The sequence below is a fragment of the Mesorhizobium sp. M0030 genome, from assembly GCF_040323695.1.
Taxonomy (GTDB): Bacteria; Pseudomonadota; Alphaproteobacteria; order Rhizobiales; family Rhizobiaceae; genus Mesorhizobium.
In genome coordinates this window covers 56,515-77,320 of sequence record NZ_JAMYVE010000017.1, presented here as the reverse complement: position 1 = coordinate 77,320, position 20,806 = coordinate 56,515, and the positions used below count along the sequence as shown (strand labels likewise).

Here is a 20,806-nt window from a genome sequence, read left to right as displayed (position 1 = left end):
GAGGTTAAGCTAACATAGCTTGTTGCTCAAACTCCACGGGGCTGAGATAGCCCAGCGTAGAGTGCCTCCGCCGAGGGTTGTAGAAGCGCTCGATGTAGTCGAACACATCTGCCCTTGCGGCATCTCTCGTCCTGTAGACCTTGCGGGCTGTGCGTTCGGTTTTCAACGACGAGAAGAAGCTCTCCATAGCCGCGTTGTCCCAGACATTGCCCGACCGGCTCATCGAACAGGTGATGCCGTGGTCGGCCATCAGGCGCTGGAACTGCTCGCTCGTGTATTGCGATCCCTGGTCGGAATGATGCAGCAGGCTGTCGGGCTTGCCTCGGCGCCAGATCGCCATGATGAGGGCATCGGTGACAAGCTGGGCCGTCATCTCGGCCTTCATCGCCCAGCCGACAACCCGCCGGGAGAACAGGTCGACGACGGCCGCAACGTAAAGCCAACCTTCCGCGGTCCAGATGTAGGTGAAGTCGGCGATCCATTTCTGGTTCGGTGCCGGTGCCTTGAAGGCGCGGTCGAGAAGGTTGTCCGACACGGCGGCTCGTTCGCCTGTATCCTTCGGCAATCCGCAACGCCGAGGCCGGGCCCGCAAACCGTTCTCCCGCATCAATCGCTCGATGCGATGCAGGCCGCAGGAGAGGCCCTCGGCCAGCACGTCATGCCAGACGCGGCGGGCACCGTAGGTGCGGTCGCTGCTCTTGAAGCTCCGGTCGACCGAGGAAACGAGGATCTCGTCATGCCGGGATCGGTCGCTGGGGATGCGGTTGAGCCAGGCATGGAAGCCTGAGCGGGACACATCCAGGGCATTACACAGCCATGCCACCGGCCAGATATTCCGGTGCCTCGCGATGAAAGCGAACCTCATGTCACTTCCCTCGCGAAGTAGGCTGCGGCCTTTTTTAGGATGTCGCGCTCCGCCTTCAGCTTGGACACTTCCTTGCGCAGCCGGTCGATCTCCTGCTGCTCCGGCTTCATCTGCCCATGACCGGGAAACGCATGCTGCGGATCGGTCGACAACTCGCGCACCCATTTGCGCAGCACATTCTCGTGCAGATCGAGGTCGCGGGCAGCCTGGGCCACCGCAACGCCCCGATCCTTGATCAATCTCACCGCTTCAAGCTTGAACTCGCGGCTGAATTTCCTTCTCTGCATTCCAACTCTCCAGTTCCGTTAAACACCTTATCTCGGTGTCCACGAAACCGGCAGCAGGCCATCCCCATGGCCTTACGCCTGGAACGATCAAAGACATCCGGGCCGAGGAACCACGGTTCCTGATGCCGATGCCGCGAGCCTTTGATGGCTGCGTCGAATACACCAAGCGGGTCTGTCCAACCTGCCGGTTCATCTGGAGCGCAACCGCTACAGCGTGCATGCATCCTTCGCCAATCGGCCGGTCAGCCTCAGGTCTACCCGGAACGGATCGTGGTTGCCGCGGAGGGGCAGATCATCTGCGAACACCGACGCATCATCCACATCCTGGAGACCGGAAACGACAGCTTCCGCTTCAAGAACAGCTCAGCCCAAACCGCAACGAGCAAGAAGGAGAAAGCCGCCTCATTGACTAAAACCTGAGACCCGAACCATGCATGAGGCGGGTCACTTCTCTGCGAAGACCCCGGGTCAGTTCTCAGCGGAAATCAACACAAAGTAGCTCGAATAGTATAAATAAGAAATCTCGCAGCCGACCAGGTATCCTCTTCGAGCCGGCGGCGTCAGTCCCTCAGCCCGCTGGCTGAGTGCAAGGACCAGTCCACAACCAGATTGACGCCCACCGCAAGCATGGCGATCGCAGCGGCCGGCAGAAGGGGTGTAATGTCGCCGTACACGATAAGGGTTGCACTGTCGCGAACCATTGTGCCCCAGTCCGATGTGGGCGGCTGTATGCCGAGACCCAGGAAAGAAAGCGCACTGATCAGCAAGAACACGAAGCAAAAGCGCAGACCGAACTCCGCAATCAATGTTGGCAGAATGTTAGGGAGGATTTCGCGGCTCATGATCCATATTGGGCCTTCACCGCGTAGCCTTGCCACCTCTACGTAGTCCGAGACCGCGGCATTGATTGCGACAGCCCGGGTCAGCCGGAAAACGCGAGTCGAGTCGAGCACGGCGATAATGATAATGAGAGAGGGTATCGAGGTCCCGAATATGGACAACAGTAAAAGGGCGAAGATCAACTGCGGTATCGACATTAGTATGTCCACGAACCGCGAGAGCAGCTGATCAGTCCACCCGCCAAAGGTTGCGGCCATCAGGCCAGCCGCGCATCCGATTGAGAAAGCCAGCACTGAAGTCGTCAGCGCTATGCCAATGGTGTTCCGCGCTCCGTATATAAGCCGCGTGAACATGTCCCGACCCAAGTTGTCCGTGCCGAGCCAGAAGTTCGAGCTCCAAGGCTCGAATTGGGAGCCGACGATGTCGGCTTCGCCGTACGGCGCTATCTGTGGTGCAAAGATTGCGGCGAGAACGTAAAGAACAATGACCGTCATGCCGAATTTCGCGCTTAACGGGGCCGCCCCGATTTTCCTGGCACCTGTCCGCATGATGCCGGGCCGGATTAATGTCATCTGGCTTTACTCGCAATCTGTCGGTCGAAGCTGCCGACGATCATTTCGGATGCATCAGCCGGGGGTTCATGACAATCGACAGGATATCCGCCGTAAGATTAAGCAGGACGTATGTGGTGGCAAACAACAGGCTGCAGGCCTGGACCACCGGGATGTCCCGCTTCTGGACAGAATCGACGATAAGTTGGCCGAGGCCGGGGTATACGAACACGACTTCGACAACGACCACCCCCGTGATGAGATACGCTAGGTTCAGGACGACTACGGTGGCGATCGGAGCAAGAGCGTTAGGGAACGCGTGCCGGACCATGACACGCCATTCGGACATGCCTTTCAGTCGGGCAGTCTCGATATACTGATTACCCAGAAGGTTTACGATCGACGTTCGGGTCATCCGCATCATGTGCGCTAGCACGACCACCGCCAGTGTCAGCGCGGGAAGAGCGACGGCATTCAGCCGCATCAAAAAGGTGGTGCTCGAGTCAACGTCGGACAGGCTGGGCAGTATGCCAGCGTGGACCGCAAGAAACAGGATTAGCATATAGGCAACGAAGAATTCTGGGAATGAGATCGAGGCAAGTGTGACGACGTTGATTGCACGGTCGATGAAGGTGTTGCGGTAGAGTGCGGCGACAATGCCCCCCAGCAATGCGACGGGGACGGAAATCAAAGCAGCACTGAGCGCCAGGAAGAGCGTATTGAACAGCCGCGGGGCAATAAGTTCCCCGATGTCCCGGCCACTAGCGAGCGCCGTCCCAAAGTGGCCATGGAGTATACCGCCAAACCATCTGAGATACCTGACGTGAACAGGTAGGTCTAGCCCCAGGATTTTGTGGAAAGCCGCCACGGTTTCAGGAGTAGCCGACTGTCCGAGCATTTCGGTTGCAATGTCGCCAGGGAGGAATTGAATGCCGGCGAAAATGATCAGCGAAACAATCCAGAGGGTCAGCGCGCCAAGTGCGACGCGCTGACCAATAATCTTAGTAATGGAGGTCATGGTAAGCTTCCGACGTTCTCAGGCTTCAGCGAACCACCAGCGCTCTGTACAACGGAAGCCATCCAAATCCCAGTTGGAAGCTATCTTGCTGTGACCGACTTTCCTCGACAGGGCACTGACGTAGTTCGCGAAGACCGGTATGATCGCGCCGCCGTCATCGCTGCAGAGGGTCTGCATTTCTGAATACATCTCCAGACGCTTGGCGTCGTCGAGTTCTGACCGGGCAGAGAGCAATAATTCATTGAAACGAGCGTTCTTCCAATGGCTGTCGTTCCACGCGGCATCGGCGGCATAAACTTGAGAGAACATCCAGTCCGCTGTGGGCCGGCCGGCCCATTGGCTTAGGCAGAAGGGCTTTTTCAGCCAGACCGCGTCCCAATAGCCATCGCTCGGCTCGCGGGCAACATCGATGGTGATGCCGGCTTTGGCTGCATTCTGCTGGTAAATCACTGCGGCGTCGACCCCTCCTGGAAAGGCGGCATCTGAAGCTGACAGGCTGACTTTAAGATCAGCAAGACCAGCCTTCTTGAGGTGGAACTTCGCCTTTTCAGGATCGTATTCGCGTTGCGGCAGGTTCTTGTTGAAGAAGCGATTTGTGGACGCGATTGGATGATCGTTGCCGAGCTGGCCGTACCCTCGTAGCAAGGTATCCAGCAGTTGCTTGCGATCAATCGCATATTTGAGCGCCAGTCGGACATCCAAATTGTCGAATGGGGAGACATCGCAATGCATGGGCATGGTGTAGTGTTGGGTACCGCCGACCGATACAATCTCCAGACCTTTGTTCCTCTCTAGCAGGTGGACCGTCTTCAGGTCGCATCGTTCCATCGCGTGAATTTGGCCTGTTGTCAGTGCATTAGTGCGCGCCGTGGCATCTTGGATCGAAAGAAGCTCGATCGAATCGAACCAGGCCGCATTCGTTTTCCAATAGTTGGCGAAACGTTTGGCTGTGCCTTTGACGCCGTAGTCGATATTCTCAAGCACATAACCTCCGGCTCCTACTCCGGAGATGTCTGCCTTTCCGTCCTTCGCCGGCACAATGGCCAAGTGGAAGTCTTCAAGAATGTAAGGAAAATCTGCGTTGCCGTTCTTCAATGAGATGACCACGGCTCCGGGGCCGTCCGCACGGATGTCGTCGATCGCCTCAACGATGCTCTTCGCCGCAGATTTGGATTCCTCGCGGTGATGGTAATTGATGGAAGCGATAACATCGTCGGCATCCAAGCTTTTGCCATTGTGGAACTCGACGCCTTGCCGCAACTTGAAGGTCCAGGTCTTGGCATCTTTCGACGCCTCCCAGGATTCAGCGATTTCGCCGGTAAGTTTTCCCTCCGCATCTATTTCCGTGAGATAGCCATGCAGGCTCTTGCCGAATACCTCTGTGAATGTGTTCGTGTAGGTCCCAGGATCAAGGGAATCGGATGTGGCGCCGGCGGCGACTCCGAGCTTGAAATGCCCCCCTTTGTTCGAAGTTGATTCCTGGGCCATAGCAGGCAGAATGCCGCCTGATGAAGTGACAGCCAGCGCACCTACCGCAGCTGCGGATTTGAGGATGCTCCGTCGGTTCACGGTCATGGCCATATTCGAACGTTCACGCCCTTTGCTCATTGCAGTTCTCCTCCCATGATGCCAACTGTCTGCCGCGATCTGCCAGACTAATAGGAGGGATGACGGAAACCTTGTTTCAAACGAACAGTCTCTTGTCGAAATGGCGCGCGTTGGCGTAACCTGACTCTCATGGAAGAGTGCCTAATTCGCTCCAAATTGGGCCTGTTCATATATCCGATGGGATTGTCGCGCTGCAGATCGATCGTGGTGGTCTGCCCTTTCGATGTGTGGGCAAGCACCGCCGCGCGTTGCTCAAGAATGTGCTGGGCTTGAAAGCCGGTTGCTATGCGATGCGCGCCAGCGCACGCGCAAGAGACATTCAGCAGTCGCAGTTCTGCTCCGTCTAGCAGGCGTCCAACTACCACAATGAGGCGGATAGGACGTTGGGAAGGGCGGCGCGGCTGATCACATAACTGCTAAGTCGTCCGTGAACAATGAGAGGATCAGGCTTCGAGCGCCTTCGGCTGACTTTGGAGGGCGCGATGAGTAGCCACAAAAGAGCCCTCAGCCAGCTGCGCAGGAGCGAGAAGTTGTAGCCGGCGGCGGCTAGGATGGCGTTGACGACGTCGCCCTGCTGGTCGGCGAGGTAGTTGCGGCCCATCCGGTGCTCGGCCTTATGTGGCCGATCACCGGCTCGATGGCGGAGCGGCGGATCTGGCGCTTGATGGCCGGGGTGACGCATGATACGAAGCAGCGCCCGCGCCGCTCGGCTGCCTTCTGCCTTGCTCCCATTTCTTGTAGCCGGGCTGGTGCCCAGTACCGCCGCCATCTGATCCTGTGTCAGGTCCAGTTTCTTGCGGATCGTCTTTGCGTCGACGGTGTAGACGTCCACCGCATGCACCCGAATCCCCGCAAACTCCTTGCCCTGCGCGTGAGCCAGCGTCTCGAACATCGTCTTGATCAGGGCGGCACATTAACCTTGGTCATTTCGCTCATATTTTGCTCCTGTTGGCGGCCTTTATCGCTTTTGTAAACGCGGCCAAGGCTTTCGCCTCTTGCGTTGCATTTCTCTCACCTGTCCTTAGGTAAAGGAAGTTCACTCGCCGGGACAAAGGTGGCCTTTGTAGAGATTTGCATTCCTCACAGCCCCCAAGGTTGTGCATTGAGCAGATTGCCCTTGTTGTGAAATCAACGAAGCCGATCTCGGCATTCGGTTGGCGACATGCCATAGAGCCGGCGGAAAGCGGTGCTGAAACTAGGAGCATCGGCGAAGCCGCAGCTCAATGCGATATTCTGCACTTTTTCGCGGCCATGTTCCAACAACTCCCGAGCCCGGCGAAGCCGCAGCCCCATGTAGTAGGCCGACGGCGCCTGATCCAATTCACGCTTGAACAGGCGACGCAACCGCCAAACCGACAGGTTCGCCGTCTTGCAAATTTGTGTAAGGCTTATCGGGTTCTCTAGGTTGGCATGCATCACCTCAATGGCGCGAACCAGGCCCCGATCCGCACGGATCAGCAGTTGATCTCGATGCAGGTGATCGGCCGACGATGCTTGAGAAGGCGGGCGGTAGCACATGATATCGGCCACATTCTGTGCCAACTCACGACCAAGTTCCCGCTCGGTCAGGGCAAGTAACATATCGAACAACGAGATCACCCCGGAACAACTTGCCCGTCGCTCCGTGAGAATCCATCGATCATCGGTAACAAGTTCCGACCCAAACTTATCAGAAAATGCGGAGCGGGATTCGAAGTGGACCGCGGCCTCGCCTGAACGCAGGAGCCCTGCTTTGGCAAGGATGAAGGCACCGCTTTCCACCGACCCCAGCACACTTTTCTGACGGTCCTGTCGGCGAAGCCATGCGAGCAAGGGCTGCTGGTAACCAGCCTCAAACTCCCAAGATGCCAGCACGAGCGTTACCGGGGCGCAGGAGATTTCTTGGAGCCGTTTCGTTGGCGTAACTGGAATATCCGAGCTGGACATCGCCGGCGCCCCATCCGGGGTCACGATGTCCCAGGTGAATAGTTGCTGCAGTGCCACACGGTTGATCACGCGTAGGGCGTCGATGCCCAACGCCAGTGTCGATAGAGTGAAGCGGGGGACCAGGACAAACACGACGTGGATCGAATTAGCCGCTTCTTTCATGAGACCGAGATTACGAGTGAAAGCGAGACAATATCAGCCGTGCAGACCGCGAATTTGTCTCCAGGACGCGCAGATATGACTCCATCCGACGCTGATGCATGCGCCGTGCTAGTGGCGGTGATGCCCAAGCTAGCCGTGATGCTGACGGGCGCCAAAGGGTCCTCTGCAAGCGCAACAGTCTTGCTGAGCGTCCTCGTGAGCCAGTCCGGATCCATCTGCGGCGCCGATGCGAGCAGCAGTTCCGTATATGAGTGATGAGGCGGCTGGAAGATTTCCTCTTTCTCGCCCTGCTCGACGTCCATCTTGCCGTACTGATGACGACAATGTCGTCCGCGATTGCCCGGACGGTGGCGAGGCAGGGGAGATGAACATGTACCCGAGCTCGAGACTCCGACTGGAGCCGGTCGAGAAGCTTCAGGACTCCTTCGGCGACGATCTGGTTAAGCGCCGAAGTTACCCCCAAAAAACTAACGAGTTTCGGCTCGGCGACAAAGACTATGGCGATACCTATCCGCTGCTTCTGTCCAACCGAGAGTTCGGAGGCAGCCCGGTCGATGTACCTGTCGGGTTCGAGTTCTATGAGGCGCAGCAGTTCGCGAACGCGCTCGGTAAGCGCCTTCCCCTTCAGGCCGAGATACATCTCGGCAGGGCGTCCAACGATTTCCCTCCGCCAAAGCTTCGGGTTAAGAACCGTATCGCCATCTGGTACATCATCTGGATCTGCCGGAGCTGATCTTTCGTTCTCTGGCGACAGCTGGCAGGCAACGGGGTGCCTCCGAGCACAGAATTTGGCCCTCTCGGGGGCCTAAGAAGTCCGGTGATCGCGCGGGCGGTCGTCGACTTACCCGAACCGCTTTTGCCACTACGGCAACCGTGCGCTTGCGGCGGATGTCGAAGCTGATGACCTGTAGGATGTCCAGGCTCCCGTAACTCGCGGTCAAATTTATCGACCAGATATAGCGGCGGGCATCTGGAGGCACTGGCGGCTGGACATCACGAGCAAAGGCTCTAACTGCCCAAAGGGATTTCGTGTGGTCCTCGCGCGGGCCGAGAGCATCAGAGCATCCTCCACCTATCGGCTTTCTCGACTTCCCTGCCGCGTAGGAGAGCCTTGATGCGGTGGGCCATCTGCCCCACGACGGCGAGGTTGTGAATTATGTAGATGGCAGCGGCATCGAAATCGGAGACGATTCGCCGGACTTCGCTCTGCGTCGTGACGTCAAGTGGTCGTGAGTTCGTAGAAGATGATGAGGTCTGGGCGGCATAACGTCGCCATTTCCCGGCCACCTCACTTTCGATCAGCAAATCGTGTAGGGCAGTTCGCCGCGTCGGTCGTGGTCGATCGCAATGGTGCTCTTGAGCGGCGGAATGGCGCGTTGAATGCAATCCATGCGCGCACAAATGCGGCATGAAACGCCAATAGGCTCGAAAGCCGAGCTGTTGGCCAGCCGGTCTGCGTAGACGAAATCGCCCGCATCGGAAATCTCACATCCGAGCGCTATCGCATAGCGACGGTGCGGGGAGCCAAAACCGCCCTCCGTCTTGGCGACTTCAGTAGCGATACTGAGATAACGCACGCCGTCTGGTGTCTCGGCCAGCTGGCAAATCATGCGGCCTGGAGTTTCAAACGCCTGATGAGCGTTCCACAACGGGCAAGCTGCACCGTAGCGGGCGAACTGCAACTTCGCGGCACTGTGGCGCTTAGTGATGTTGCCAGCTCGATCGATGCGCGCGAAAAAAACCGGAACTCCCTTCATCCGAGGCCTTTGCAACGTCGAAAGGCGATGCGCCACCTGCTCAAGGCTGGCGCCGAAGCGCACAGCGAGCAGGTGCAGGTCGTGCCGAAGTTCTTTTGCCGCAGTCAGGAAGGGACGGTAGGGCAACATAAGCGCGCCGGCAAAATAATTCTGGAGACCGATCCTGCATATCTCTGCCGCTTCGGAGGTACGGAAGCGCGCTCGCTCGATGATCGGGTCGATTTCCGCCCGGTGCTCCAAGGCGCCGATCTGGAATGCCATCTGAAAACTGCGCGTCGGCGCAGGTGAGTACGAGTTCAAGTAGAGCACGCGCGCGGAAGCGTCGAAGTGCCTGATTACCCGCTCGCTGTTGCCAGCACGTGCCATGCGAACGTGATGATGCTGTTCCAGGTGATCTGCCAATGCCGTCCCGACATCTCGATCCGGCACGCCCAAGGCTTCCGCCAGATGCTCGGCTGCCCGGTCAAGCTCATCGATGTAGTTGTCAACAAAATGAAAGAAGTCCCGCACTTCCTCGTAGGGTGTCGGCTCGGCAAAAGCATTGGTTCGGATTAGCTGATCGTCGAAGCTCGCAAGCTGCTCGCTGTTTCTCCGATATGCCTGATGACAGGTGATCAGAGCATGGGCGAAAGACGGTGCGTTTTGGGCAACGAGCTTGAGTTCCTGAAATCCGGCTGAAACACCGCCGAACACTGGGTCAGCAAGTGCCTCGCTCAGCGCCGAGAGCAGCCGATCGGCCTCACTGCCGCCGATCGAGGCGATATCAACCTGGAATTTCTCGGCCAGCGCAAGCAGGACTGCGGCTGACACCGGTCGTTGATTGTTTTCTATCTGGTTCAGATAGCTGGTCGAAATCCCCAGCCGCTCCGCGAACGCGGCCTGGGTGGCCTTGCTGGCCTCCCGTAATTCGCGGACGCGGCGCCCAATGAAAAGCTTATTGTTAGCCATTTGCAGATTCGCATTTTGCTGTTTGCAATTACATACTTTTTACAAACGCACCCGGTCAATCCTTTTCCTTTCATTGCCGGCGAACTAATGCGGAGCTCATTTCTGCGGAAGGTTCTGATGCGATTGCCCAAAGCAAGGCCGAGTTCAACGCGAAGGCGCTTCACCGCGACGCCGTTGCCGACGGCTTGGAGCCTGTTCGAAGCACAGGCAGGGCGCTGATGCGAGAGGTTCTCGAACAACTCGAGATCCGTCGTGCGCAGGCCCGCATGGGCGGAGGGCAGAAGCGTATCGATGCCCAGCACGCGAAAGGCAAGCTGACCGCCCGCGAGCGCCTCGTGGTGCTTTTCGATGAAGCTTCCTTCGAAGAATACGACATGTACGTCACGCATCGTGCGACGGACTTCGGCATGGATGCCAAGAAGGTGGCTGGCGACGGCGTAGTCACTGGCTGGGGTACGATCAACGGCAGGCTGGTCTACGTCTTCTCTCAGGACTTCACGGTGCTTGGCGGATCGCTGTCGGAGACACACGCCCAGAAGATTTGCAAGATCATGGACATGGCGGTGCGCAACGGGGCGCCGGTCATTGGCCTCAACGATTCCGGCGGCGCGCGCATCCAGGAGGGTGTTGCCTCGCTTGCTGGCTACGCCGACGTCTTCAAGCGCAATGTCGATGCTTCGGGCGTCATTCCGCAGATTTCGGTGATCATGGGCCCGTGCGCCGGCGGCGCAGTCTATTCCCCGGCCATGACCGACTTCATCTTCATGGTGCGGGATTCCTCCTACATGTTTGTGACCGGCCCCGATGTGGTCAAGACGGTCACAAACGAGATCGTGACCGCGGAGGAACTGGGCGGCGCAGCAACTCACACGCAAAAGTCCTCTGTTGCGGACGGCGCTTTCGAAAACGACGTCGAGGCTTTGGAAGAGGTCCGGCGCCTCTTTGACTTCCTGCCATTGAACAATCGAGAAAAGCCGCCGGTCCGGCCCTTTTATGACGATCCCGAGCGGATAGAGCTGCGCCTCGACACGCTCGTGCCGGAGAGCGCCAACAAGCCCTACGACATGAAGGAACTGATCTTCGCCATCGCCGATGAAGGCGACTTTTTCGAGCTTCAGGCCGCCTTCGCCCGCAATATCATCACCGGATTTGTTCGCATCGAGGGCAGGACCGTAGGGGTGGTGGCCAACCAGCCCATGGTGCTGGCCGGATGCCTCGACATTGATTCCTCTCGCAAAGCGGCGCGTTTCGTTCGCTTCTGCAACGCCTTCGACATCCCGATCATGACGCTCGTCGACGTACCAGGTTTTCTGCCGGGCACCGCCCAGGAATATGGCGGAGTCATCAAGCATGGCGCCAAGCTGCTGTTTGCCTATTCCCAGGCGACCGTGCCGATGGTCACATTGATCACACGCAAGGCCTATGGCGGCGCCTACGACGTGATGGCGTCGAAACATATCGGCGCGGACATCAACTACGCCTGGCCGACCGCCGAAATCGCGGTGATGGGCGCAAAGGGCGCCGCGGAGATCCTCTACCGGTCCGAGCTCGGCGATCCCGAGAGGCTCGCTGCTCGTACCAAGCAATACGAGCAGCGTTTCGCCAATCCCTTTATTGCCGCGGAGCGGGGCTTTATCGACGAGGTGATCATGCCACATTCCTCACGCAAGCGGATCGCGCGTGCCTTCGCCGCTCTGCGGTGCAAGAGGGTCGAGACGCGCTGGAAGAAGCACGACACAATCCCACTTTGAGTGCGCAAAAACATGTTCAAGAAGATCCTGATTGCCAATCGTGGCGAGATCGCATGCCGGGTGATCAAGACGGCGCGGAGGCTTGGCATAGCCACCGTCGCCGTCTATTCCGACGCTGACCGCGACGCCTTGCACGTCCGCCAAGCCGATGAAGCGGTCCATATCGGTCCCGCCGCCTCAGCCCAGTCGTATCTTAGCATTGCAAACATCCTCGATGCCGTTGTTGCCACTGGCGCTGATGCGGTTCATCCGGGTTACGGTTTCCTGTCTGAGAATTCGAATTTCGCCGATGGGCTCAAGGCCAAGGGCGTCGCCTTCATCGGGCCCTCGCCCGTCGCCATTGAGGCGATGGGCGACAAGATCACCTCGAAAAAGATCGCGGCATCCGCCGGTGTCTCCACCGTGCCCGGCCACATGGGGCTGATTGAGGACGCCGAGGAAGCGGTGCGCATCTCCGCGGAGATTGGCTTTCCTGTCATGATCAAGGCGTCCGCCGGCGGCGGCGGCAAGGGCATGCGCATCGCCTGGAACGACGTCGAGGCACGCGAAGGATTTCAGTCCTCGCGAAACGAGGCCAAGAACGCCTTTGGCGACGACCGGATCTTCATCGAGAAATTCGTGACCGAGCCACGTCACATCGAAATCCAGGTGCTCGGCGATCAGTACGGCAAAATCGTGTATCTTGGTGAACGGGAATGCTCGATCCAGCGCCGCAACCAGAAGATCATCGAGGAAGCCCCCTCCCCGTTCATCGACGAAGCAACCAGGCATGCGATGGGAAAGCAGGCCATCGCTCTTGCTCAGGCAGTCGGCTACCACTCGGCAGGCACGGTTGAGTTTATCGCCGACCGCGACCGCAACTTCTACTTCCTCGAGATGAACACCCGGCTTCAGGTCGAGCATCCGGTCACAGAACTTGTGACCGGCATCGATCTGGTCGAGGAAATGATCCGCGTTGCCGCCGGCGAAAACCTGCGCTTTGGCCAAGACGATGTGAGGCTGAACGGCTGGGCGATCGAAAGCCGGCTCTACGCCGAAGATCCGTATCGCAATTTCCTGCCCTCAATCGGTCGCCTGACACGCTACCGGCCGCCCACTGAGGGTGCACGTGCCGACGGTTCCCTCATCCGCAACGATACCGGTGTGGTAGAGGGTTCGGAAATCTCGATGCACTACGACCCCATCATCGCCAAGCTCTGCGCCTGGGCGCCCGATCGGCTGGGCGCAATCAACGCCATGGGCGCGGCGCTGGATGATTTCGAAATGGAAGGCATTGGCAATAACCTGCCGTTTCTCTCCGCTGTCATGGACCATCCCAGGTTTCGCGAGGGGCGGCTGAGCACCGCTTTTATCGCCGAAGAGTTTCCGGACGGCTTCGCGGATGTGATCCCAACCGATGGGCATGAGCGGATGCTCGCTGCGGTCGCAACACACATCAACTGGAAACTCCAGCACCGTAATGTCCTGATCTCCGGGGCGATGGACAACCATCGTCGCAAAGTCTCCAGCGATTGGGTCGTCACGCTTGGCGACCATGCCTTTCCGGTGGCCGTGTGCAATCAGGAAGACGCAACCGCGGTGTCATTCGATGCCGGCTCGACCCTGGCGGTCGCAAGCGACTGGCTGCCGGGCCAGCCTCTAGCACACTTTCAAATTGGCGACGAACGCATGTCGATCAAAACGTCACCCTCAGGAACCGGCTACCGACTGCGCTGGCGCGGCATGGATGTTGTCGCCCACGTGCGCAGCCCACCCATCGCCGACCTGGCGCGGTTGATGCCGAAGAAGCAGCCGCCGGATACCTCCAAACTCCTGCTTTGCCCGATGCCCGGTGTGGTCACCGCGATCGCGGTGTCCGAAGGAGAGTCGGTGGAGGCCGGACAGGTGGTGGCCGTCGTCGAGGCCATGAAAATGGAGAACGTCCTGCGCGCCGAACGGCGGGCCGTTGTGAAACGGATTGCCGCCAAAGCCGGGGCAAGTCTGGCCGTCGACGAACCCATTCTGGAGTTCGAATGATGGCCGATCCCAAACTCGCCGAATGGCGCACACTTGCCGAGCGGGAGCTAAAGGCATCGCCCGACACCCTTGTCTCGCGCACGCCCGAGGGCATCGACGTCAAGCCGCTCTACACGGCCGAGGATCTCGAGCAGGTCGGCCATCTCGGTTCACTGCCCGGGCTGAAACCCTTCGTCCGCGGACCGCGCGCAACCATGTATGCCGGAAGGCCGTGGACAATCCGGCAATATGCCGGCTTCTCGACGGCGCAGGAGTCCAACGCCTTGTACCGCAAAGCGCTCGCAGCGGGTCAGCAGGGAGTGTCGGTCGCCTTCGATCTTGCTACGCATCGGGGCTATGACAGCGACCACCCGCGCGTGGTCGGCGATGTCGGCAAGGCCGGCGTGGCAATAGATTCCGTCGAGGATATGAAGGTCCTGTTCGACGGCATACCGCTCAAGGACATTTCCGTCTCAATGACCATGAACGGTGCGGTCATCCCGATCCTCGCCTGCTTTATCGTCGCCGGCGAAGAGCAGGGCTGTCCGCGTTCCGCGCTGTCAGGAACGATTCAGAACGATATCCTGAAGGAGTTCATGGTCCGCAACACCTACATCTACCCGCCCGAGCCCTCGATGCGCATCGTCGCCGACATCATCGAGTATACCGCAAAGGAGATGCCGAAGTTCAACTCGATCTCCATCTCCGGCTATCACATGCAGGAGGCGGGTGCGACGCTTGTGCAGGAGCTTGCCTTCACCCTGGCCGACGGGCGCGAATATGTCCGCGCGGCGTTGAAGAAGGGGCTTGACGTCGACGATTTCGCCGGACGGCTCTCGTTCTTCTTTGCGATTGGGATGGATTTCTTCATGGAAGCCGCCAAGCTGCGGGCTGCTCGACTTGTGTGGTCGGGTATCATGGAAGAGTTCCGACCAAAGAAGCCTTCATCGCTGATGCTGCGCACGCACTGCCAGACCTCCGGGGTGTCGCTACAGGAGCAGGACCCCTACAATAACATCGTGCGCACTGCTTATGAGGCACTCGCGGCCGTGCTCGGCGGCACGCAATCGCTCCACACCAACTCCTTCGACGAGGCGATCGCACTGCCGACGGAGTTTTCGGCGCGGATCGCGCGAAACACGCAGCTTATCCTTCAGCACGAGACCGGCGTGACCAAGGTGGTCGACCCGCTGGCCGGCTCCTACTACGTCGAAAGCCTAACCGCCGAGCTTGCTGAGAAGGCGTGTGCGCTCATCGAGGAGATCGAGGCCATCGGCGGCATGACCAAGGCCGTCATCGACGGTTTGCCAAAACGCCTGATCGAGACGGCGGCGACTCGCCGCCAGGCCGCGATCGACCTCGGCGACGAGGTGATCGTCGGCGCCAACAAGTACCGGCTGGAAAACGAGGCCCTCATCGAGGTTCGTGAGATAAACAATGCGACGGTGCGCGAGGCGCAGATCCGTCGTCTTGAACAGACAAAGCGTCAGCGCGATCCCAAGCGCGTCGACGCTGCCCTTGCCGCGCTTGGTGAGACCGCTGCCAGCGGCAAGGGCAATATACTCAAAGCAGCTGTCGAAGCGGTGCGCGCTCGCGCGACGGTGGGGGAAATTTCCGACACTCTGCGCCGCATGTTCGGCGATCACGCGGCTGTCCCCGAGGTGATCTCGAAGGTTTACGGCGCCGCCTTCCAGAATGAGCCGGAATACCAAACACTGGCGTCACGCATCAAGGATGTTTCCGTGTCGCTCGGCAGCCGGCCGAAGCTGATGGTGGCAAAGCTTGGCCAGGATGGCCATGACCGCGGCGCCAAAGTGATTGCATCGGCATTCGGCGATCTCGGCTTCGATGTGGTCGCCGGGCCGCTTTTCCAAACCCCGGAAGAAGCAGCAAGCATGGCAGTGGCCTCTGAGGTTCATGTCGTCGGCGCATCGTCGCTCGCTGCCGGACACAAGACACTCCTGCCGCAACTCATCCAGGCCCTGAAGGCGAGAGGCGGCGAAAACATCATCGTTGTGTGCGGTGGGGTGGTGCCGCGCCAGGATTATCAGTTCCTGATGGACCATGGGGTCGCTGCCGTTTTCGGCCCCGGAACACATATCTTGGATGCCGCGCGTGCGGTTATCGATCTCATCGAAGGTAAGCGCCGCAATCAATGAACAGTCTACGGCCTTAGGTGGCGCGGCGAAGCCCCCGATCCTTGGAACAGATGGCATTAATGATCGCTGAACGGAACCGCGACGAAAAATCGGGACTGCTTCGCCATAGGTAGGAAAATGATAGTGAGTGGATTGCAACTCAGCTCCAAAGTTCCGGGTCCGTGGATGCGGACGGAAGTTGGCGCGCTCTATGAGCTGCCCTTCAACAATCTCCTCTTCCTCGCCCAAACCGTGCACCGCCAGAATTTCGATCCCAACAAGGTCCAGCTCAGTCGGCTTCTGAGCATAAAGACGGGCGGGTGCCCGGAGGATTGTGGCTATTGCAGCCAGTCGGCGCAGCACGAAACCGGCCTGAAGGCGTCGAAGCTGATGGAGGTCCGGCGCGTCATCGCCGAGGCGAAGAAAGCGCGTGACGCCGGCGCCACCCGCTATTGCATGGGTGCGGCCTGGCGAAACCCCAAAGCGCGCGACATGGATGCGGTGGTGGCGATGGTCGAAGGCGTCAAGGCGCTGCGCCTGGAGACCTGCATGACACTCGGCATGCTCGATCTTGAGCAAGCCGCTCGACTGAAGCAGGCGGGTCTCGACTACTACAACCACAACATCGATACGTCAAAACGCTACTATAGCCAGATCATCGGTACGCGGAGCTTTGCCGAGCGGCTCGAGACGCTCGAGCACGTTCGCAAATCCGGCATCAAGGTCTGCTGCGGCGGCATTGTCGGCATGGGCGAGGAGCCGGTGGACCGGATCGGCATGCTGGTAACGCTGGCCAACCTGCCGGAACATCCGCAAAGCGTTCCGATCAACATGCTGATCCCGATCGCCGGCACCCGGCTTGCCGACGCCAAGCCCATCGAGCCGATCGAATTCGTGCGCGTGATCGCCCTGGCACGCATCATGATGCCGAAATCGCATATCCGTCTTTCCGCCGGCCGTACGGCCATGACCGACGAGATGCAGGCGCTGTGCTTTTTTGCCGGCGCCAACTCGATCTTCGTCGGCGACACGCTGCTGACGGCGGACAATCCCGGTGGGGACAAGGATACCCTGCTGTTCCGGCGCCTTGGCATCGAGCCGATGGAACTCGAGGCGCAATGAACGGGGCACCGCTTGCCCGCTATGAGGCGACCTTGCTGGGACTGGCGCGCAAGGACCGGCTGCGGACGCTGAAGCCGCGCGCCGGGCGTGCCATGGTGATGAGGGTAAGCATAAATCCGAAGCGACCCGACGCGCACATTTCGGCCAAGCTGTTGAGCCATCTGTTAGAGATCGCCCTTATAGTCGGTCACCATGAGATACAGGAAAAGGCTGATCAGTCTGACGGTGACAGCACAAGAGGCCGCAAAGGATGGTTGCAACCCGGCAAAACAGAGCCACCGCAACTGTCAGAACTCGACAAGTTCGATATCTCCCGTTGCTGCGGCAACCATTATCTCGACCCGCATTGAAGCGTTGCCGAGATCCACCGCGCAACAGCAGCGCGTGGGAGGAGCGAACGGAGCGATCCACTCTTTCCAAACCTGGTCCATGTCCGCAAAATCCGCCATAGATGTTATCCATATTTGAGCAGTAAGCAGGCGCGACTTATCGCTGCCCGCTCGTTTCAAAAGCTCGTCAATCTTAGCTAAAGTTTCACGAGTTTGTTCTTCGATATTGCCGCCTTTATCCGAAAACTGTCCAGATAAATAACAAGCCCCATTGTATTTGACCAAGCGGCTTCGTCGTGCATTGATATCATTCCGCTCAATTTTCATTTTGTCCTCGATTTGGTTGATCTGATATGCTGGGGCTTTAGAGCGACAACCGATTGTGCAGAACGGTTCAGAGTTCGATAGCGGTGTACGCGGCGATAGGTCGGGCTCCCCTTTTCCTTTTACGCTGCTTAAACATAAGCATCCTAGGCTCTAGATTCTAGATTCTTCGTCCGCGTCCCGGTCATGCCAGTCGCATGGCCTCACCGCTTCAGCCAAAACGGCCGCACGCATAGGCGAGCGGCGCGGTCTTCCCCTCAATCAGATCTGCGACGAGCCTGGCTGAGCGCGGTGCGCCGCTCAGTCCCCAATGGCTGTGACCGAAATTGACGAACGCGTTCGCGAACCGCGGCGTGCGATCGATCACAGGAAGGCTGTCAGGGAACGACGGGCGCGCGCCCATCCATCGGGTGCGTTTTCCAACAAGCGGCTCGTCGAACGTTGCCTCTGCAGCACGAGAAAGCGCCTCGGCCCTGCGCCAGTTTGGCGGTGCATCTGCATCGGCAAGTTCCACCGTGCCGGTGATCTGCAAGCCCGTCTCCATAGTGGTCGCGCCGAAGCCGCGACTCCCATTCATGACCTTATGGTTCAGGCGGATGGTGCTTTCGGTGTAGGTGACGTGGTAGCCGCGTTCCGCCACCAAGGGCACATGCACACCGAGTTGGCGCGCGAAGTCACGCGACCAAACGCCGGCGCAGAGAACCAGACGATGAAGGGGGAGCGCTCGGTCACGCGTCCGCAACACACGCACCTGACCGTCGGCGGTTTCGAAGCCCGTCGCTTCAGCCTGCCAGAATGCGCCGCCGGCTGCAGTGAACTTGTCAAACAGAGTGTCGACCAACCGTTTGGGATTGACGGTGTGTCCATTGCCCGGCAGCAGCGTGGCACGATGGAATCTCCGGCTTAGAGAAGGCTCGAGTTCGCGCAGTTCATTAGCACCGAACATGCGGTAAGGGATGCCCAACTCGCGTCGCAGATCCTCGGCAACCAGTTCGCTCCGACTCGGTGTCGCGGACTCGTATACATAGAGATAGCCCTGCTCGCGTACGAGATCGGCATAGAGGTCCGGGCCGAGCATGTCGCGATAGCTGTCCAGGCAGCCGTCGTGCAGAAAGCGCATTCCCCAGGCAGAGCGGCGCGCTGCCTCCCTGCTGCTCGAGCGGATCCAGCGGACAAGCCACGGCACAGACCGTAGCGCCCAGCTGGGATTGACGGTTACGGGGCCGTCAGGGTCGAAATACCATTTGGGAATCTTGCGCATGATGCCGGGCAAGGCGAACGGCGTGCACGCGTTCGGCCCTATGGCACCGCCATTGCCGAAGGAGCAACCAGCTGCCGGCCCCTTGCGATCGACTAGCAGAGTACTGTAACCGCGCCGCTGCAACTCAAGTGCCGCGGCTACCCCGACAATACCCGCCCCGAGGACAACGACGTCCGCGATGGACGGAACAGCCATTCCGGTCAGTCTTTGCGACATCGGTGCTAACCCACCGCTCGCTCTGGGCGGAGCTCGGCATAGCCATAGATACCGCACGCCACGGGCCCCGAAATCAGCCAGTCGAGAATACCCGCTTCTACCTGTTCCCGCTCCCGTCGGCCCGGCGGGTGACCTATCGCGCGCCGGCGTCTATGATCGAGGTGCAGTGCCGCATGGATGGCGCTTCTGGAAAACGCGGCTGGTGCAGCCGCAAGCTGCAGGCCAGTAAAGCGGGCACCTCCAGCAAAGAACACGCGGCACGCGGATCGAGCCAACGTGGTTAGCCCTTTGTTCGCTGCGCCAATTACATCGATGCCTAGATCGCCTGTCCTTAGACGTCTATTCTGATGATTTTTTGGCAGATCGAATTCGCACATCTCGTCCGCACGTATTTCCGAAGCCCACATAATAGCCGCCCACAAGGTCGTCACATTTACACTGGAGATCAGCAACTATCGGATAACCAGCAATTTGCGGTCTAGAGAGCTCAGTCGCTCACTTCCACTCGCTGTGATCAAGATCGTCTCGCTAAACGAAACTGCATTTGCAAAGACGATCATATGGAAGACCATGTTTGGCTGCAGAATCCACTTATCTTCCGCCATGAAGTCGCGTGTCGCCCATTCGCCGGATACCGGCGGGAAACCTACTCCCAGAGAATATCCCACGCGCGCGTGATAGGTTTCTCTTAGCCCTGCTTTGAGAACAGGCCTGCGGACTGCTTCATCAATATCGCCCGCCACCGCGCCTGGTCGCATTAGGCTAAACGCCTTCTCCTGACTTTCCAGCAGAATGTCTGCGGTCCGAACCAAATCGTCGCTTGGTGCCCCCATTACGACAGTACGCATCAGGGCAGCGCTGTATCGCTTAATGCAAGCCGTGATCTCAAACCTAACAGCATCTCCGTCTTCAAGCACCTTGTTTGACGGCGTGGCGTGACCAAGAGTTCTCCGACGACCAGACGAGATATAGTGAGGCAGACTCAGATACTCTGATCCTTCTCGAATTTGCGCCTCGTATATTGCTGCAGCGACATGGTTCTCGGTCTTCCCTACAGCCATAGCGGCATAGCCCGCAGATATTCCAATGTCGGTTATCTCAGCAGCGCGCCGGATGTAAGCAACTTCCTGTGCAGACTTAATCAGTCGAACCTGATTTACTAAACCAGATCCGTCTTCGAGAACTACCCCCCCTAATGCTAGGCGTAGCCGTTCGAAATGCTGAACAGTCAAGCACATCTCGGCCTTCTCAATGCCGATTGGTTGAGATGCCGAGAGCCATCCGAGGTCAGATATTAATCGCACGGTTACATCAACGGGATGCTCAGTATCGATATATATCGCCTGTTGCTGACGGGAGAGCCAGGAGTATTCATCAGCGTTAGTGCGCTCCAGCTCACGCACCAACAAGAGCGGATCTCCATGAGCGGGCAGTAAAAGGACCTGGTAAGCAAAAAATCCAGAGGTCTGGTAGCCGGTCAAATAGTAGATATTAGCCGGCGAAAATACCAATAGCCCAGCGAGGTTCTTCTCCTGGATCAATTTCTGCACGCGGTGGATGCGAGACCGGAACTCATCTGTCGAGAATGGCTGGTTGTTTGAGGAGGAGGGGTTGGCAATCATTTCGGCCTCTCGTCATTTTTGGTCATTGTCATCCTAGCCGCCACGGGCTCGACGAAATCCCCCGCCGCGCCGCCCGCACGTCAAAG

The 20,806-nt window shown here is 58.8% G+C and carries 16 protein-coding genes and 3 pseudogenes; 8 read left to right on the top strand and 11 right to left on the bottom strand.

Annotated elements, in window-relative coordinates:
- Positions 1 to 4 precede the first annotated feature (4 nt).
- A protein-coding gene (locus NKJ80_RS27800; protein ID WP_352498710.1) for an IS3 family transposase occupies positions 5 to 1,152 on the bottom strand; the annotation gives its coding sequence in 2 pieces (ribosomal slippage) (positions 5 to 903 and positions 903 to 1,152; 1,149 coding nt in all).
- 65 nt (positions 1,153 to 1,217) lie between these two features.
- Here NKJ80_RS27800 and NKJ80_RS27795 point away from each other — a divergent pair.
- Positions 1,218 to 1,470, top strand: a pseudogene (locus NKJ80_RS27795) (Mu transposase domain-containing protein); the annotation flags it as partial.
- Positions 1,471 to 1,572 (top strand): annotated as a pseudogene (locus NKJ80_RS27790) (ATP-binding protein); the annotation flags it as partial.
- Between the two features lie 140 nt (positions 1,573 to 1,712).
- On the opposite strand, the gene NKJ80_RS27785 reads toward NKJ80_RS27790, so the two are convergent.
- The 6 genes and pseudogenes from NKJ80_RS27785 to NKJ80_RS27755 all read right to left on the bottom strand — a co-directional run bounded on the left by NKJ80_RS27785 (position 1,713) and on the right by NKJ80_RS27755 (position 7,559).
- Positions 1,713 to 2,486, bottom strand: coding sequence for an ABC transporter permease (locus tag NKJ80_RS27785; RefSeq protein WP_352498709.1), 774 nt, complete (start codon positions 2,484 to 2,486; stop codon positions 1,713 to 1,715).
- Positions 2,487 to 2,604: 118 nt separating this feature from the next.
- Positions 2,605 to 3,561 carry an ABC transporter permease gene (locus NKJ80_RS27780; RefSeq protein WP_352498708.1) on the bottom strand — a complete coding sequence of 319 codons (957 nt, stop codon included), beginning with the start codon at positions 3,559 to 3,561 and terminating at the stop codon, positions 2,605 to 2,607.
- A gap of 18 nt (positions 3,562 to 3,579) precedes the next feature.
- Complete coding sequence (locus tag NKJ80_RS27775) at positions 3,580 to 5,169, bottom strand: ABC transporter substrate-binding protein (RefSeq protein WP_352498707.1); 1,590 nt, start codon at positions 5,167 to 5,169, stop codon at positions 3,580 to 3,582.
- A gap of 358 nt (positions 5,170 to 5,527) precedes the next feature.
- Positions 5,528 to 5,847: pseudogene (locus NKJ80_RS27765) on the bottom strand (hypothetical protein); the annotation flags it as partial.
- 450 nt (positions 5,848 to 6,297) lie between these two features.
- Positions 6,298 to 7,257: a GlxA family transcriptional regulator gene (locus tag NKJ80_RS27760; protein ID WP_352498706.1), complete on the bottom strand. Its 960-nt coding sequence runs from the start codon at positions 7,255 to 7,257 to the stop codon at positions 6,298 to 6,300.
- Positions 7,254 to 7,559, bottom strand: coding sequence for an ABC transporter ATP-binding protein (locus NKJ80_RS27755; protein WP_352498705.1), 306 nt, complete (start codon positions 7,557 to 7,559; stop codon positions 7,254 to 7,256). The genes NKJ80_RS27760 and NKJ80_RS27755 overlap by 4 nt, the downstream gene beginning before the upstream one ends.
- A 68-nt stretch (positions 7,560 to 7,627) precedes the next feature.
- Between NKJ80_RS27755 and NKJ80_RS31525 the strand changes: the two genes are divergently transcribed.
- Complete coding sequence (locus tag NKJ80_RS31525) at positions 7,628 to 7,990, top strand: hypothetical protein (protein ID WP_502902238.1); 363 nt, start codon at positions 7,628 to 7,630, stop codon at positions 7,988 to 7,990.
- A 565-nt stretch (positions 7,991 to 8,555) separates the two neighbouring features.
- On the opposite strand, the gene NKJ80_RS27745 is transcribed toward NKJ80_RS31525, so the two are convergent.
- On the bottom strand, positions 8,556 to 9,962 hold the full coding sequence (locus NKJ80_RS27745; RefSeq protein ID WP_352498704.1) for a helix-turn-helix domain-containing protein: 1,407 nt from the start codon (positions 9,960 to 9,962) through the stop codon (positions 8,556 to 8,558).
- A 218-nt stretch (positions 9,963 to 10,180) separates the two neighbouring features.
- Here NKJ80_RS27745 and NKJ80_RS27740 point away from each other — a divergent pair, with 218 nt between their 5' ends.
- The 5 genes from NKJ80_RS27740 (at position 10,181) to NKJ80_RS27720 (ending at position 17,318) form a co-directional block, all read left to right on the top strand.
- On the top strand, positions 10,181 to 11,713 hold the full coding sequence (locus tag NKJ80_RS27740) for an acyl-CoA carboxylase subunit beta (protein ID WP_352498703.1): 1,533 nt from the start codon (positions 10,181 to 10,183) through the stop codon (positions 11,711 to 11,713).
- 12 nt (positions 11,714 to 11,725) lie between these two features.
- The gene (locus tag NKJ80_RS27735; RefSeq protein ID WP_352498702.1) at positions 11,726 to 13,729 is read left to right on the top strand and encodes an acetyl-CoA carboxylase biotin carboxylase subunit; all 2,004 of its coding nucleotides are present in this window, start codon (positions 11,726 to 11,728) and stop codon (positions 13,727 to 13,729) included.
- Complete coding sequence (gene scpA / locus NKJ80_RS27730; protein ID WP_502902237.1) at positions 13,726 to 15,867, top strand: methylmalonyl-CoA mutase; 2,142 nt, start codon at positions 13,726 to 13,728, stop codon at positions 15,865 to 15,867. The genes NKJ80_RS27735 and scpA overlap by 4 nt, the downstream gene beginning before the upstream one ends.
- A 165-nt stretch (positions 15,868 to 16,032) precedes the next feature.
- A complete protein-coding gene (bioB, locus tag NKJ80_RS27725; protein ID WP_352498701.1) occupies positions 16,033 to 16,968 on the top strand; it encodes a biotin synthase BioB in 936 nt (311 codons plus the stop codon).
- Complete coding sequence (locus NKJ80_RS27720; protein WP_352498744.1) at positions 16,965 to 17,318, top strand: hypothetical protein; 354 nt, start codon at positions 16,965 to 16,967, stop codon at positions 17,316 to 17,318. Before bioB ends, NKJ80_RS27720 begins: the two co-directional genes overlap by 4 nt.
- Here NKJ80_RS27720 and NKJ80_RS27715 read toward each other — a convergent pair.
- From NKJ80_RS27715 to NKJ80_RS27705, 3 genes are all read right to left on the bottom strand, one after another.
- A complete protein-coding gene (locus NKJ80_RS27715; RefSeq protein ID WP_352498700.1) occupies positions 17,256 to 17,624 on the bottom strand; it encodes a RidA family protein in 369 nt (122 codons plus the stop codon). The two genes, NKJ80_RS27720 and NKJ80_RS27715, sit on opposite strands and share 63 nt — an antisense overlap.
- 208 nt (positions 17,625 to 17,832) lie before the next feature.
- Positions 17,833 to 19,098 carry an NAD(P)/FAD-dependent oxidoreductase gene (locus NKJ80_RS27710; protein WP_352498699.1) on the bottom strand — a complete coding sequence of 422 codons (1,266 nt, stop codon included), beginning with the start codon at positions 19,096 to 19,098 and terminating at the stop codon, positions 17,833 to 17,835.
- 452 nt (positions 19,099 to 19,550) lie between these two features.
- Positions 19,551 to 20,720, bottom strand: a complete 1,170-nt coding sequence (locus NKJ80_RS27705; protein WP_352498698.1) for a M24 family metallopeptidase — start codon at positions 20,718 to 20,720, stop codon at positions 19,551 to 19,553.
- Positions 20,721 to 20,806: the final 86 nt, after the last annotated feature.

What these genes read in the sequence shown, in the direction of transcription:
- NKJ80_RS31525 (WP_502902238.1), top strand. Translation starts at nt 7,628, where the DNA reads ATGTACCCGAGCTCGAGACTCCGACTGGAGCCGGTCGAGAAGCTTCAG.
- bioB (WP_352498701.1), top strand. Translation starts at nt 16,033, where the DNA reads ATGCGGACGGAAGTTGGCGCGCTCTATGAGCTGCCCTTCAACAATCTC.
- scpA (WP_502902237.1), top strand. Translation starts at nt 13,726, where the DNA reads ATGATGGCCGATCCCAAACTCGCCGAATGGCGCACACTTGCCGAGCGG.
- NKJ80_RS27775 (WP_352498707.1), bottom strand. Translation starts at nt 5,169, where the DNA reads ATGAGCAAAGGGCGTGAACGTTCGAATATGGCCATGACCGTGAACCGA.
- NKJ80_RS27715 (WP_352498700.1), bottom strand. Translation starts at nt 17,624, where the DNA reads ATGAAAATTGAGCGGAATGATATCAATGCACGACGAAGCCGCTTGGTC.
- NKJ80_RS27705 (WP_352498698.1), bottom strand. Translation starts at nt 20,720, where the DNA reads ATGATTGCCAACCCCTCCTCCTCAAACAACCAGCCATTCTCGACAGAT.
- NKJ80_RS27760 (WP_352498706.1), bottom strand. Translation starts at nt 7,257, where the DNA reads ATGAAAGAAGCGGCTAATTCGATCCACGTCGTGTTTGTCCTGGTCCCC.
- NKJ80_RS27755 (WP_352498705.1), bottom strand. Translation starts at nt 7,559, where the DNA reads ATGGACGTCGAGCAGGGCGAGAAAGAGGAAATCTTCCAGCCGCCTCAT.
- NKJ80_RS27740 (WP_352498703.1), top strand. Translation starts at nt 10,181, where the DNA reads ATGCGAGAGGTTCTCGAACAACTCGAGATCCGTCGTGCGCAGGCCCGC.
- NKJ80_RS27780 (WP_352498708.1), bottom strand. Translation starts at nt 3,561, where the DNA reads ATGACCTCCATTACTAAGATTATTGGTCAGCGCGTCGCACTTGGCGCG.
- NKJ80_RS27720 (WP_352498744.1), top strand. Translation starts at nt 16,965, where the DNA reads ATGAACGGGGCACCGCTTGCCCGCTATGAGGCGACCTTGCTGGGACTG.
- NKJ80_RS27745 (WP_352498704.1), bottom strand. Translation starts at nt 9,962, where the DNA reads ATGGCTAACAATAAGCTTTTCATTGGGCGCCGCGTCCGCGAATTACGG.
- NKJ80_RS27735 (WP_352498702.1), top strand. Translation starts at nt 11,726, where the DNA reads ATGTTCAAGAAGATCCTGATTGCCAATCGTGGCGAGATCGCATGCCGG.
- NKJ80_RS27785 (WP_352498709.1), bottom strand. Translation starts at nt 2,486, where the DNA reads ATGACGGTCATTGTTCTTTACGTTCTCGCCGCAATCTTTGCACCACAG.
- NKJ80_RS27710 (WP_352498699.1), bottom strand. Translation starts at nt 19,098, where the DNA reads ATGTCGCAAAGACTGACCGGAATGGCTGTTCCGTCCATCGCGGACGTC.